Below are 13280 nucleotides of genomic sequence, written 5' to 3'. Positions count from 1 at the left end.
AGTAAGTTACCGCCGACATAAAACAATAAACACATAACTCAATACACAAAAAAGGAAGGCAAGCAACCAAACATACGGGTTGCTTCCCTTCCTTCTTTTTCGTTTTCCACCATTGAACCACCACCAGCCAGCCAACGACTATCGGCACGACGTTGCCTCGCTTATCGTTGGCCAGCCTGCATTCGAACCACCCAACCCGCCCACAACGCCCGGTTACAGCGGCTTCAATGGTTCGAACGCAGCTTTGTTCACCACATAAAGCACCCCGGGAGCATTCGACTTCGTTAGTGCAGCGTTGAGAGCGCTAGATTTTATGGCGTCGATGGTTCGAATGCAGGTTCTGTCCGGTTTTGAGATTGAATGGGGCTTTCGATGGTTGATTTGGATTGGGCCCCGCTTGGTTATAGCGCTTGTGGTGCGTAAAGTAGAGGTTTCTGTCTTGTCCTTGATGGCCTGTAAACTAGGCCGGTAGTAACGGACGAGTTTTAATCAAGAAGAGAGTAAGGCTAGATGTCTGAGCGCAGTTTCAACGATCGTAAGGGCGGCTCCGGCCGTGGGAACTACGGTGACCGCAAGAACGGTGGCCGTGACAACCGCCGTGGTGGTGGCCGTGGCTACGGTCGTGGTGAGGACCGCGATAGCCGTGATAACCGTCGCGGCGGCCGTGGAAACCGCGACGAGCGTCGCGGCAATGACCGTCGCAATGACGCACGCGGTAACGATCGCCGCGGTGGCGGTCGCGGTTACGGCGGTAAGCGCTTCGATAAGGCACATCCGCAGCGTTCCGGATACCGCGAAGAGCGCATTAACCGTCGTATGACTGACCCCGATCTGCCTTCCGATATCAACATCGAGGACCTGGATCCGTCGGTGCTGCAGGATCTGCGCTCTTTGTCCAAGGAGAACATGGAGGCCGTCGCCAAGCACCTGATCATGGCCGGCACTTGGATGGATGATGACCCGAAGCTAGCGCTGCGCCATGCTCGTGCCGCCAAGGACCGTGCCGGTCGTGTAGCCGTCGCCCGCGAGGCCAATGGTGTCGCGGCGTACCACGCTGGCGAGTGGAAGGAAGCCCTGTCGGAGCTGCGCGCAGCGCGTCGAATCTCCGGTGGCCCAGGTCTGCTGGCTGTGATGGCCGACTGTGAGCGCGGGCTGGGTCGTCCTGAAAAGGCAGTCGAGCTTGGTCGCAGCGAGGAAGCACGCGAGCTAGATGCCGATTCCGCAATCGAGCTTGCCATCGTCGTCGCCGGCGCACGCATCGATATGGGTCAGGCAGAGTCTGCCGTTGTGACCATGCAGCGCGCTAACCCAAACAAGGAAGACCGCGGTGTTTCTGCATGCCGCTTGTCCTATGCCTACGCCAATGCGCTGCTGGAAGCAGGCCGCAAGGACGAGGCCAAGGAATGGTTCAAGCATGCAGTTAAAATCGATGAAGGGGACTGGACTGACGCCGCCGAACGCCTAGCAGAGATCTAATTATGAATATTCTCAAAGCCCACGATTCGCTTTTGCTCGACCTCGACGGCACCGTTTGGGAAGGCGGCCAGCCGCTGCGCTGCGTCGTGGATGTTATTAACTCCTGTGGCGTTCCCGCCGTTTACGTCACCAATAACGCGTCCCGCAGCCCAGAAGCCGTGACTTCGATGCTTTCTGAGATCGGTCTGCAAGCCGATCCGGAACACATCGTGACTTCCGCTCAGGCTTCCTTGGTGCTCATGGCCGCGGAAATCCCGGCTGGCTCCAAGGTTCTCGTTATCGGTGCAGAGTCTTTCCGTACGCTCACGCGTGAAGCTGGATACCAGGTGGTAGACAGCGCCGAGGATAAGCCTGCAGCAGTGGTCCAGGGAATGGATAAGGCGATTGGCTGGAGGGAGCTATCCGAAGCTGCTTACGCCATCAACAACGGCGCTAAGTTCTTCGCCACCAATCTGGATACCTCGTTGCCCACCGAGCGTGGCTTCGCCGTGGGCAACGGTGCCCTCGTGGGGGCAGTCGCGGCGTCGACTGGCGTGGAGCCCATCTCCGCCGGCAAACCGGAGCCTGCAATGTTTACGTATGCGGCGAAGAAGGTCGGGTCGAAAAAACCTCTTGCCGTGGGTGACCGCCTGGACACCGATATTGCCGGTGGCAATGCAGCGGCGATGGACACCTTCCACGTGCTCACCGGTGTATCGGGAGAGCTGGAGCTCATCGAGGCCCCGGTAGCCCACCGCCCGAACTTCATCGGTGCAGGCTTCCACGAGCTGTCGCTGCCCGTTGCGGTGGCAAAGCCCGGCGCACAGGGCGATTTCCGCGCCCGCTGCGACGGATATGACATTGTGCTGCAGGGCGGAAACGAAAAATCCACCTCCATCCAGGCGCTGCGCACCGTTCTTGAGGTTGCCTGGGCCATGCCTGAGCCGCCACGCTATATCCAGCCGCGCAGCGAGTTTGCTGAGAAGGCAGTAGCTGCATGGCGATAAAGCCACACGATCCGCGCGCCGTCATGGCGCCCGAGGAGGTCGACGCCGCGATGTCGGAAATCTTGGGGCAGCCGGCGGCGTCGCTAAGCGAAGAAGTAGCCCAACTAGATAACGCCCACGCCGTGCTGCGTGAGGCCTTGCAGGAGAACTAATGCCACCACAACGGCGTCGTTTGGATGCAGAACTCGTCCGCAGGAAGATCGCTCGTTCTAGGGAACAGGCCGTCGAGATGATCAAGGCCGGCCGCGTTACCGTGGGCGGATTCAAGGCCAGCAAACCCGCGACCGTCGTAGAGCCGGAAGTCTCCATCAAGGTTGAAACGGCTGACAATGATGACTGGGCTTCCCGCGGCGCGCATAAGTTGCTCGGGGCGCTTGAGGCCTTCGACGTCGACTTGAAAGATAAGCGTGTTCTCGACGCCGGCGCCTCCACCGGTGGTTTCACCGACGTGTGCCTGCGAAAAGGGGCTCGCGAGGTGATCTCCGTCGACGTGGGCTACGGCCAGCTGCTGTGGCGCCTGCAGAACGACGAGCGCGTAAAGGTACTCGACCGTACCAACATCCGCAATCTTGATCTAGACATCACCGAGGGGCCTTGTGATGCCATGGTGGGTGATCTTTCCTTCATTTCCTTGAAGCTGGTGCTGCCCGCCATCGTCGATGTGATGGCTAAGGGCGCATGGCTGCTGCCCATGGTCAAGCCGCAGTTTGAGGTCGGCAAAGACCGTATCGGCGCTGGTGGCGTCGTCCGTTCGTCGGAGCTGCGTCAGGAGGTCACCGAGGAGGTGGCGCGCTTTGCGCAGACCTTGGGGGTTAGCGTCAAAGGCGTGGCAGCCTCACCGCTCCCGGGACCTAGCGGAAACGTGGAGTATTTCCTGTGGCTGGTCAAAGACGGCAAGGCAACCAAAGATGCAGACATCGCAGCGATGGTGCGCACTGCCATCGAGGAAGGGCCACAGTGAAGCGCGAAATTCTGCTTGTCCCGCACGCCAGCCGTGCAGACAACCTCGAGTCCACCATTCGCGCCGCTGAGATTCTCCAGGAGGCCGGCATCACGGTCCGCGTCAGCGCGCCGGAACACGTGCTGCCGGAGCTGCAGCACGTTGAGCACACCCCGGCTGCGGCGGCAGGCTGCGAGCTCGTCCTCGTCCTAGGCGGCGATGGCACCTTCCTGCGTGCTGCCGACATGGCTCGCGCAGTCGATGTCCCAGTGTTGGGCATCAACTTGGGCCACGTGGGCTTCCTCGCGCAATGGGAAGCGGAATCCTTGGAGCGCGCCCTCGTGCGCGTCATCGATTGCGACTACGAGGTAGAAGATCGCCTGACTCTCGACGTCGAGGTCACTGACCGCTCAGGCAAACTCATCGAGCGCGGTTGGGCACTCAACGAGGCCTCCATCGAAAATCTCAACCGTTCCGGTGTGCTGGACGCCATCTTGGAAATCGATGGCCGCCCGGTATCTTCCTTTGGCTGCGACGGTGTGCTGATTTCCACGCCGACTGGTTCCACCGCCTATGCCTTCTCCGCCGGCGGACCCGTGCTATGGCCGTCGTTGGATGCTCTCCTCGTGGTTCCCAACAACGCCCACGCGTTGTTCACGAAGCCGATGGTGGTCTCTCCGCTGTCCAAGGTCGCGGTAGAGTCGGCCTCGGCTACCTCTCCGGCAATCGTCATCTTGGATGGTTTCCGCGAAATCGCGATGCCGCCTGGTTCGCGTGTGGAGGCGGTGCGCGGTGCGCATCCGGTCAAATGGGTGCGCCTGGATGACCAACCCTTTACGGATAGGTTGGTATCTAAGCTCCGATTGCCAGTACACGGCTGGCGCGGCCCGCAAAGCTAGGCTTTTTAAAAGAAAGGCAGGTGTGGCACAGACATGCTCGTTGATATCACTATCGAGGACTTAGGCGTCATTGAGCGCTCTGCGGCGGAGTTCGCGGAAGGTCTTACCGTCTTAACCGGTGAGACCGGCGCTGGTAAGACCATGGTTGTCACCGGCCTGCGCCTTCTGGCTGGCGGGCGTGCCGACGCCTCCCGCGTGCGTGATGGTGCACAGAAAGCAGCAGTGGAGGGGCGCTTTGCCACAGCTCGCGCGGCAGCCGCCGAGGTCGTGGAGTCCGTCGGTGGCGTCGCTGACGAGAATGGCGAATATATCGCCTCCCGAACGGTGTCGGCGGCTGGCCGCTCCCGCGCCTACCTGGGCGGGCGCGCGGTGCCTGCTGCAACGCTGGGTGATTTTTCTTCCCACGTTTTAACGGTGCACGGCCAAAACGATCAGCTGCGTCTTCTTGCCGCCGAACAGCAATTGGCCGCGGTTGATCGTTCGGAGCCTGCAATTGCTAAGGTCCGCGAGACCTACACCGAGGCTTTTCGCACCTGGCGCGACCTAGCCAAGGACTATAAGCGCCGCACGGAATCGCGCCGCGAGCTGGCGCAAGAGGTAGATCGCCTGCAATTTGCAATCAATGAAATTGGTGAGGTCGCCCCAGAACCGGGCGAGGACACCGAGCTTGTTACCCTCATCCAGCGCTTGCAGGACGTTGATACCTTACGCGAGGCGGCAGCGACCGCGCTTTCGGCCGTAGACGGCGATGATTCTTTTGGCGAGGCCGAGGCTGCCTCCGCATTGTTGGGCCGTGCCAGCACCGCGTTGGTGGGCTCTAGCGATAAGGAGCTCGCGGCATTGGGTGAACGCTTGAGCGATATCACCAGCCAGGTCTCCGATATCGCCGCTGAGCTGGGCACGTACTTAGAATCGCTTCCTGCCGACCCAAACCTGCTCGAAGAATCACTGCGCCGTCAGCAAGATCTGAAGCAGCTGACCCGCAAGTATGCCGCAGACATCGACGGCGTTTTGACTTGGCGTGACGCCGCGGCAGAAAAACTCGACTCCATGGACACCTCCGCCGAGGTTTTGGAAGAGCTCAAGGCTAAGGTCATGGAGGCCGAGAAACAAATGGTAGCTAAGGCCAGCGCGCTGACCAAGGCCCGCAAGAAGGCCGCGAAGAACCTAAGTAAGCAGGTCACCGAGGAAATCCACGGACTTGCCATGCCGAATTCCGCGCTCAACGTGGAAATCCGGGAAGCGAAGTACTCCAAGACCGGTGCCGACGAGGTGGAGTTTCAACTCAACGGCAAGCCGCTGGCAGGCGCGGCCTCTGGCGGCGAGCTTTCCCGCATCATGCTGGCGCTGGAGGTCGTGCTGGCGGATGGAGATGGTGCGACCATGGTCTTCGACGAGGTCGACGCCGGCGTGGGCGGCCGCGCCGCGGTAGAAATCGGGCGTCGCCTAGCGCGTCTAGCTACCTCCAACCAGGTCATCGTGGTCACCCACCTGCCACAGGTTGCCGCCTATGCAGATAGTCACCTGCATGTCTCGAAGGAGAAATTCACCTCCGGTGTCAGCGATCTCAGCGCTAGCGAGCGGGTAGAAGAACTTGCCCGCATGCTCGCGGGTCTGGATGATACGGAGACCGGCCGCGCGCATGCACAGGAATTGTTCGATCGCGCTCAGGCAGAAGTGGCAGCGTTCCGCGCGCCTTCCACAATTTAAGTTTGTGACGGGGGACAATGGCAGACATGAGTCTGTTTTCCCGTAACTCCGATCTGCCTGGTGAACACGGTGCGCTGCGTGACTGCACCCCGGGCGGAAAGGGCATGAAGAAGTTCGTCGAAGGTGACTTTGCCGTCATCAATGCCGCCAATATTTCCCGTCAGGAAGCGCAGATGCTGGTCGATATCAAGCCTGCAGCTGTCCTGAACGTCGCAGAATTTACCACCGGGTCCATCCCGAACTACGGCCCGCACATGCTGTTGGACGCTGGTGTGACCCTGATCGAGGGCGTGGGCGAGGAATTCGTCTCCAGCTTTAAGGACGGCAAGAAGGCGCGGATTAATGAGGAAGGCGCCGTCTTCATTGGCGATACCGAGGTGGCCACGGGCAAGGTTGTGAGCCGCGAGAAGGCCGAGAAGAATTTTTCCTCCGCACAACGCGAGCTGATTGACCATATGGAGGCTTTCTTCGGCAACTCCATCGAGTTCATCCATTCCGAGGGTCCGCTGCTTATCGACGGCCTGGGCGTTCCGGATTCCGGCACTGAGATGGCAGGCCGCAAGGTGTTGGTTGTCTCGCCGTCCACGGACCATCGCAACAAGGTGAAGCTGCTGCGCAACTTCATCCGCGAATACGAACCGATCATCATTGGTGTGGATTCTGCAGCAGATACCGTGGTGGATTTGGGCTATAAGCCGGATTTTATTGTCGGTGATCCTTCCGAGATTAGCTCCGAGACTCTGCGCTGCGGTGCGCGCGTTATCTTGCCTGCAGATCCAGACGGCACCGCGGAGGGCCTTGAGCGCATCCAAGACCTAGGCATTGGTGCGATGACCTTCCCGGCGGCAACAGACTCCGCCACCGATCTTGCGCTGCTGCTGGCTGATTATCACGGCGCCCAGATGATTGTGCAGGTCGGCCGCTCCCTGGACCTGGACGATATTTTTGCTAAGCAAGAGCACGCTACTCCGGCTGCGATGCTTTCCCGTATGAAGGCGGGCACGCGCCTGGTGGATGCCGATTCCGTCATCAACCTTTACACCAACCCGAGCTCCGGCGGCATCGGATGGCTCTGGGCTCTGCTTGGCATCCTGGTTGCGCTGGCCGTGATCGTCATCATCGTGGGCTTGGGCGGCGACGCTTCCTTCGGTCAGAACCTCATCGATACCTGGAATAACTTTGCTTTGAGCGTGCAAGGATGGTTTAAGTAATGGCGAGTAAGTCACTTCTTGTTGCTGGTCTTGGTTTCGGCACCGCCGTGGGCGTGGCCTTGGGAGCGCTGGCGATTGCTCCGAATATGCCGTCGGGCGGTGCCGGGGGCGATTCATCGCTACGCGAGGAGTTCCAGAAGAAGGCTCAGAATGAGGAAGTGCTCAAGGCACAGGCAGACTCTAGCGACTCCGTCCTTGACAAACTGGCTCCCGCCGTAGTTGATGGCAGCTTGGCGCAGCGTCCCGTGCTGGTTATCTCTACTGGGGAAGCCAGCGAGGGCGACGTGCGCGCAATCCGCAGCTTGCTCAAGTCCGCGGATGCCGAAGATGCCGGCGAGATCAAGCTAACGGACGAGTTCTACCGCCAGGAGGGCGCGGATAAGCTGCTTTCTTTGGTTACTAGCGCATTGCCGGCGGGTGCCAAGCTTGATCCCAAGAAGGTAGATGCAGGCACGCACTCCGGCCAGGCCCTGGCCGCGGCCTTGCTGATGGATCCAAAGACCACCGAGCCACTGGCTTCAACCAAGGACCGCGCGAACCTGCTGCAGGCGCTGCGCGATGCAGGCTATATCGACTATGAAGACGGCACTATTTTGCCTGCACAGGCCGTGGTTTACGTCGGTGGTAAGGGCTTTCCTGGTTACTACACCGATCAGACGGTCAATTTCCTAGAGGCCCTAGACGCGGCCGGCGGAAACACTGTGGTGGCAACACGCGTAGAGCAGGCTGCCGAAGATCGCGTCATTGGCAAGCTGCGTGAGGCCAAATCCGATATCTCGACGGTGGACTCCATCGACCGCACCACCTCGCGCATGGCTGCGGTTATGGCGGCAAAGGAGCAGCTCGACGGAGGCAAGGGTGCCTATGGTGCTGCTTCCTCAGCCGATGCGGCGGCGCCGAGCCTGCCGGAGGATCTCTAAATGGCTCATGACTTCGAGGTACGCAGCAGTGAGCTGCTTCTCGACGCCCCGATTATCGCAGTGCGCCGGGACGAAGTAGTGATGCCGGGCGGGACCACCGCCTACCGTGAGGTAGTAGAGCACTTTGGCGCTGTGGCTATCGTCGCGGTGGATGATGAAGAGCGCATCGCCATGGTCAATCAATATCGCCGTAGTGCGGATAGGCGCCTGTGGGAGCTTCCTGCTGGCTTGCTCGACATCAAGGGGGAGGACGAACTCACCGGAGCGAAGAGGGAACTGCAGGAAGAAGCCGGGTTGGCCGCTGAAGACTGGTCCGTGCTTGCGGATATAATCACCTCGCCGGGCTTCTGCGAGGAAGCCGTGCGCGTGTTTTTATCCCGTGGGTTAAGTGCTGTCCCGCGAATGGATGCTGAAGGCGATGAGGAAGCCGACATGGACTTCGCGTGGGTGCCGCTTGATGAGGCGGTCGATCGAGTGATTTCTGGTGACATCGTCAATTCGATAGCGGCCACCGGCATCTTGGCGGCCTATGTTGTTTATCGCGGCGGCCGCAAGACGCGTAGCGTGGACGAGCCTTTCGAGCTGCGCCCGACCGCGATGGCTGCGCGTCGCCCTGGCCCTGACTTGAAGAAGCTGTGAAGGCGGAGGGACTAGCTGCGACGTGGCTCAACCACCTAGCGGTGGAAAGAGGCGCTTCGGCCAATACCTTGAGCAACTATCGCAGGGATGTGCGTCGCTATTTGGGCTGGCTGGCTGACAATGGGGTGGATGATTTAGCGGCAGTCGACCGTGGCATGGTTGAAAACTACCTGAAGTTTTTGCGCGGCTCGATGGCCGCGTCGTCGGCAAGCAGGGCTCTCATCGTCGCCCGTGGGCTGCACAAGTTCGCCGTGGCTGAGGGCATCCTCGATGTGGATGTGGCTAGTGAAGTGACTCCTCCGAAGAATGCGCAGCACCTGCCGGAAACCCTGCAGATTGAGGAGGTAGAAAAGCTACTCGATTCGGTGCCTACGGGGGAAGTGGCCACTCCGATTGATATTCGCGACCGTGCGCTGCTGGAATTGCTCTACGGCACGGGTGCACGCATCACGGAGGTCACCTCTTTAACTGTTGATGATGTAACCGAAAACGATGGCATGTTGATGTTAACCGGTAAGGGCGATAAGCAGCGCTTGGTTCCGGTGGGATCACAGGCGCAAAAGGCCGTGGAGGAGTACTTGGTGCGGGGCCGGCCGGTTCTGTCGAAGGGCAAGTCCCATGCACTATTTCTCAATACGCGCGGTGGGTCTCTGTCTCGCCAAAGCGCATGGGCGGTGTTGAAACAGGCCGCCGCGCGGGCCGGGATTAAAAAGTCAATCTCACCGCACACGCTGCGCCACTCCTTTGCCACGCACCTATTAGAAGGCGGTGCGGACGTGCGTACCGTGCAGGAGCTGCTGGGGCATTCCTCGGTGACAACGACTCAGATCTATACCCACGTCACTGCGGATTCTCTGCGCGAAGTCTGGCGCACGGCGCATCCCAGGGCTTAGGCTTAAACGAATTTAAAAATAGACAGGAAAGTAAGTAGAACATGCTGAAAAATCTTGCCGGTGTAACGCGCGGGGCAAAGCTGGCTGCCGCAACAGCGGTAGTGGCGATGGTGCTGGCGGTAGCGCCTGCGCAGGCACAGGACGCCTCAGTCTCTGTCCCAGCGGGCCAAACTTCGACCGTGTCTTTACCGGTCCCTGTGGACGTAAGTTATGCCGGTGAGGGCTGGAACATCAATGCCTCCGGCGGATCAGCCACGATTACCGCACCGCCCGAAGGCGGCCAAGTCACGGTGCCGGTAACCTACGAAGGCACGACCATTAGCCTGACGCTCGTGGCCGATGGTTCGGTCACCCAGGAAGACCTCAATAACGCCGGCGAGGATATCGCCAATGGAGGGGACGGCGGGGCAGTGCTGCATGGCGGCGGTGGCACTGCCGGTGATGCGGCTGGCAGCGGCCCCGCTGGTGAAGGCTCCGGTTCTGGTTCTGGTGCCGATGGCGGTGCTGGGGCCGGAAGCGGTGGCGCTGGCACTGCCGATGAAAATGGTGGTGGCGCTGGTGCTGCGGCAGGCGCTCAGGGTGGTGTGCCGGGCGGTGCCCCTGCGAATAATCCTGCGGCAGCAGGTGGGGTCGATGTGTCGCAGGCGGAGTACATCAACCTGGACGCAACGATTGAAGGCCAGACCATCACGGCGCAGATGGGCGTGATGCAGGCTCTGGATCTGTATAACCGCTTCAAGGACACTGACGAGGCTGGCGTTACGCTGCGCTATCTCAATGCGAAGGGCGAGTTCATCAAGGGCGTTCAGCGCAAGGTGGATAAGTCCTCGCGCACGCTTGAGTTGACCTATCCGGAAGGCCAAACCCCGGATAACCCATTCATCATGGAGCTGGTCCGCGATTCCGATAACGCGGCGGTGCTCGTAGTGACGCTGACGGACCCAAATAAGGAAACTGCCGGAGAAGTACCAAACCCTGACAATGGCTCCGGTGAAGGTGCCAATGCGGATTCGAAGAATAGTTCTTCGATTCTTCCGTGGGCTATTGGTGCCGGCGGCGTTCTGCTTTTAATTGTGCTGGGATGGCTGCTTTCGCGTCGCCGTAAATCAAGTCAAGAGACTGGATAGTCTTGCTTGATCGCGATGAAAGGGTCAGAGCGGGTACTCTATAATCACAACGTTGTAATCAGCCACCCGCATCGGGTGGCACTGGCGATCGATTTGTGGTCAAGGAAGCAGGTGTGACTGTGGGCGAAGAGGGACTGTTTGCAGCCTCTGAAGCGCAGGTGGGGCTGACTGGGCGTCCAATCCGTGAGCTGCCAGATCCAGCTCCGTTGGAAAAGCACGGGCCAGCAACCATCATCTCGATGTGTAATCAAAAAGGTGGCGTTGGCAAGACCACCTCGACCATCAACATGGGCGCGTGCCTTGCAGAGTTGGGCCGTAAAGTCTTGCTCGTTGACCTGGACCCGCAGGGTGCACTGTCCGCAGGCTTGGGCCTGACCCATGACCAAATCGAGGACACCATCTATGACGTGATGTTGGATAGCCAGACTTCTATCCATTCCGCCATCCAACATACTGGTGTGCCGAACCTCGACCTTGTGCCGGCCAACATTGACTTGTCGGCCGCTGAGATTCAGATGGTCAACGAGGTCGGCCGTGAGCACACCTTGGCCCGTGCGCTGCGCCCTATCCGCCGTGATTATGACTTCATCATCATTGATTGTCAGCCGTCATTGGGCCTGCTTACGGTCAATGCTTTGGCCTGTTCCCAGGGCGTCATCATCCCGATGGAGTGCGAGTTCTTCTCCTTGCGCGGTCTCGCACTTTTGACCGATACCGTGGACAAAGTTTCCGAGCGCATTAACTTCGACCTTGAGGTCATGGGCATCTTGGTCACCATGTTTGACCGCCGCACCAAGCACGCCCGAGAGGTGATGGATCGCGTCGTCCAGTACTTCGGTGACAAGGTCTTCGACACCGTTATTACTCGTACGGTCCGTTTCCCGGAGACATCCGTGGCCGGTGAGCCGATTACCAGCTGGGCTCCTAGCTCCCAGGCGGCGCAGCAATACCGCAACCTCGCTAAAGAGGTTATTGAGCGCTCCACCGTCTAGGAAGTTTATCCGTGACCCAACCGGAGATTACGGGCTTTCGAATTGCACTGCGCAACTTCGAGGGCCCTTTCGATCTGCTGCTCCAGCTGATCCAGTCGAAAAAGTTGGACGTAACCGAAGTGGCGCTTTCTGAGGTCACCGATGAGTTCGTCGAGTACACCCGCCAGCTGGGGGCTACCGCAGATTTGGATGAAACCACCGAGTTTCTTCTCGTGGCTGCCACGTTGCTGGATTTGAAGGCGGCCCGCCTCTTGCCGCGCGGCGATGTCGACGATCTGGAAGACCTTGAGCTGCTCGAAACGCGCGACCTTCTCTTCGCCCGGCTTCTGCAGTACAAGGCTTATAAGCAAGTCGCCGACCAATTCGCCCAATGGCAGCGACAGGCGCGGCGTCGCTATCCGCGTGCTGTCTCCATGGAGAAGGCTTTCGTGGAACTTCTCCCACCCGTGCGCCTAGGGCATACGCCAGCCTCCTTTGCCGAGCTGGCTGCCAGCGTCTTCCGCCCCAAGCCACCGGATGAGGTGGCCACGGGCCATATTCACCAGGTTGCTGTCTCTGTCCCAGAGCAGGCCGGCAAGATCCTCAGCACACTGAAGTTGCTGGGCGAGGGCCAGTGGATGAGTTTTGCTGCTCTCACGCGTGATTGCACCGTCTCGATGGAGGTTGTCGGCCGTTTCCTGGCATTGCTGGAGCTCTACAAGGCCAAGGCTGTCGACGCCGAGCAGCCAGAGTCCCTCGGGCCACTGGAACTTAGCTGGACCGGTCTCGACGTGGACCCTGCCGTGGTGGCGGCTTCCAACTGGGATTAGACCGGTGGAGTAATTCCCGGCCTGGGATTAATGCCGGCTCGCAGTAGGCCAGCTGTGTCGGTGCAGTACAGTATCCGGCATGGAACTTCCGCTAATCTCGCAGCAACGTTCGCGCCTTGAATCGATTCTTCTGGTGATTGATTCGCCGGCCTCCGTTGAGTCTTTGGCTCGCGCGCTCGACCTAGAGGAGTCCGTGGTCAGTGATCACTTGCGGGCGATTCAGCGCGAGTTTGATTCCCGGGGCTCAGGCATTGATCTGCGCGAGACAGCGGAGGGCTGGCGCTTTTATACCCGCCAGGAGAATGCCGATGCAGTAGAAGAGTTTCTGCTTGATGGCTCGCAGACCAAGCTCTCCCGTGCGGCGCTGGAAACCCTTGCTGTGGTTGCCTATCGCCAGCCGGTCACCCGCGCCCAGGTTGCTGCGGTGCGTGGCGTCAACGTCGATGGTGTAATGCGCACGCTCACCGTGCGTGGTCTCGTACGCGAGCTGCCGCAGGAAGGCCTAGCACACCGCTACGAAACCACCGAGCTTTTCTTGGAGCTGCTGGGCATTGACTCGCTGGAGCGCCTGCCGGATCTTGCACCGCTTTTGCCGGATATGGAACAGATCGATTCCGAATATTAGGTATTCGCACGGTGCGCGGCAGTGGGGTAGCATTGCGCAGGTAACTTCATAAC

The 13280-nt window shown here is 59.9% G+C and carries 14 protein-coding genes; all 14 read left to right on the top strand.

Translation table 11 applies throughout. From position 1 onward, the window contains the following. Positions 1–510 precede the first annotated feature (510 nt). The 14 genes from HMPREF3155_RS07365 (at position 511) to scpB (ending at position 13227) form a co-directional block, all read left to right on the top strand. Positions 511–1476, top strand: a complete 966-nt coding sequence (locus tag HMPREF3155_RS07365; protein WP_070432949.1) for a tetratricopeptide repeat protein — start codon at positions 511–513, stop codon at positions 1474–1476. Between the two features lie 2 nt (positions 1477–1478). Next, positions 1479–2462, top strand: a complete 984-nt coding sequence (locus HMPREF3155_RS07360; RefSeq protein WP_062040675.1) for an HAD-IIA family hydrolase — start codon at positions 1479–1481, stop codon at positions 2460–2462. After that, the gene (locus tag HMPREF3155_RS13040; RefSeq protein ID WP_167599038.1) at positions 2453–2614 is read left to right on the top strand and encodes a hypothetical protein; all 162 of its coding nucleotides are present in this window, start codon (positions 2453–2455) and stop codon (positions 2612–2614) included. Before HMPREF3155_RS07360 ends, HMPREF3155_RS13040 begins: the two co-directional genes overlap by 10 nt. Next, positions 2614–3423 carry a TlyA family RNA methyltransferase gene (locus tag HMPREF3155_RS07355; RefSeq protein WP_070432948.1) on the top strand — a complete coding sequence of 270 codons (810 nt, stop codon included), beginning with the start codon at positions 2614–2616 and terminating at the stop codon, positions 3421–3423. The genes HMPREF3155_RS13040 and HMPREF3155_RS07355 overlap by 1 nt, the downstream gene beginning before the upstream one ends. After that, entirely contained in the window at positions 3420–4301 is an 882-nt protein-coding gene (locus HMPREF3155_RS07350) for an NAD kinase (protein WP_061926116.1), read from the top strand. The genes HMPREF3155_RS07355 and HMPREF3155_RS07350 overlap by 4 nt, the downstream gene beginning before the upstream one ends. 33 nt (positions 4302–4334) lie before the next feature. Continuing rightward, complete coding sequence (recN, locus tag HMPREF3155_RS07345; protein ID WP_070432947.1) at positions 4335–6011, top strand: DNA repair protein RecN; 1677 nt, start codon at positions 4335–4337, stop codon at positions 6009–6011. A gap of 26 nt (positions 6012–6037) precedes the next feature. Then, on the top strand, positions 6038–7222 hold the full coding sequence (steA, locus tag HMPREF3155_RS07340; RefSeq protein WP_062034945.1) for a putative cytokinetic ring protein SteA: 1185 nt from the start codon (positions 6038–6040) through the stop codon (positions 7220–7222). Then, positions 7222–8142 (top strand): copper transporter, encoded by a 921-nt coding sequence (locus HMPREF3155_RS07335; RefSeq protein WP_070432946.1) that lies wholly within the window; start codon positions 7222–7224, stop codon positions 8140–8142. Before steA ends, HMPREF3155_RS07335 begins: the two co-directional genes overlap by 1 nt. After that, positions 8143–8781: an NUDIX domain-containing protein gene (locus HMPREF3155_RS07330; RefSeq protein WP_070432945.1), complete on the top strand. Its 639-nt coding sequence runs from the start codon at positions 8143–8145 to the stop codon at positions 8779–8781. Then, complete coding sequence (gene xerD, locus HMPREF3155_RS07325; protein WP_070432944.1) at positions 8778–9674, top strand: site-specific tyrosine recombinase XerD; 897 nt, start codon at positions 8778–8780, stop codon at positions 9672–9674. Before HMPREF3155_RS07330 ends, xerD begins: the two co-directional genes overlap by 4 nt. Before the next feature lie 41 nt (positions 9675–9715). Beyond that, positions 9716–10801, top strand: coding sequence for a hypothetical protein (locus HMPREF3155_RS07320; protein ID WP_070432943.1), 1086 nt, complete (start codon positions 9716–9718; stop codon positions 10799–10801). A gap of 113 nt (positions 10802–10914) precedes the next feature. Then, positions 10915–11793 (top strand): ParA family protein, encoded by an 879-nt coding sequence (locus HMPREF3155_RS07315; RefSeq protein WP_201057392.1) that lies wholly within the window; start codon positions 10915–10917, stop codon positions 11791–11793. Positions 11794–11804: 11 nt separating this feature from the next. After that, entirely contained in the window at positions 11805–12602 is a 798-nt protein-coding gene (locus HMPREF3155_RS07310) for a segregation and condensation protein A (RefSeq protein ID WP_062034955.1), read from the top strand. Positions 12603–12681: 79 nt separating this feature from the next. After that, entirely contained in the window at positions 12682–13227 is a 546-nt protein-coding gene (gene scpB / locus HMPREF3155_RS07305; RefSeq protein ID WP_061926143.1) for an SMC-Scp complex subunit ScpB, read from the top strand. The last annotated feature ends 53 nt before the right edge of the window (positions 13228–13280 follow it).

The sequence above is a fragment of the Corynebacterium sp. HMSC06D04 genome, assembly GCF_001807315.1.
Taxonomy (GTDB): domain Bacteria; phylum Actinomycetota; class Actinomycetes; order Mycobacteriales; family Mycobacteriaceae; genus Corynebacterium; species Corynebacterium simulans.
Note: the sequence above shows the minus strand (reverse complement) of the source record. Positions and strands in the feature narration are given on the sequence as shown.

Bases quoted from the DNA above. Each gene is read 5' to 3' on its own strand.
- HMPREF3155_RS07360 (WP_062040675.1), top strand. From the start codon at position 1,479: ATGAATATTCTCAAAGCCCACGATTCGCTTTTGCTCGACCTCGACGGC.
- steA (WP_062034945.1), top strand. From the start codon at position 6,038: ATGAGTCTGTTTTCCCGTAACTCCGATCTGCCTGGTGAACACGGTGCG.
- HMPREF3155_RS07330 (WP_070432945.1), top strand. From the start codon at position 8,143: ATGGCTCATGACTTCGAGGTACGCAGCAGTGAGCTGCTTCTCGACGCC.
- HMPREF3155_RS07320 (WP_070432943.1), top strand. From the start codon at position 9,716: ATGCTGAAAAATCTTGCCGGTGTAACGCGCGGGGCAAAGCTGGCTGCC.
- HMPREF3155_RS07365 (WP_070432949.1), top strand. From the start codon at position 511: ATGTCTGAGCGCAGTTTCAACGATCGTAAGGGCGGCTCCGGCCGTGGG.
- HMPREF3155_RS13040 (WP_167599038.1), top strand. From the start codon at position 2,453: ATGGCGATAAAGCCACACGATCCGCGCGCCGTCATGGCGCCCGAGGAG.
- recN (WP_070432947.1), top strand. From the start codon at position 4,335: ATGCTCGTTGATATCACTATCGAGGACTTAGGCGTCATTGAGCGCTCT.
- HMPREF3155_RS07335 (WP_070432946.1), top strand. From the start codon at position 7,222: ATGGCGAGTAAGTCACTTCTTGTTGCTGGTCTTGGTTTCGGCACCGCC.
- HMPREF3155_RS07355 (WP_070432948.1), top strand. From the start codon at position 2,614: ATGCCACCACAACGGCGTCGTTTGGATGCAGAACTCGTCCGCAGGAAG.
- scpB (WP_061926143.1), top strand. From the start codon at position 12,682: ATGGAACTTCCGCTAATCTCGCAGCAACGTTCGCGCCTTGAATCGATT.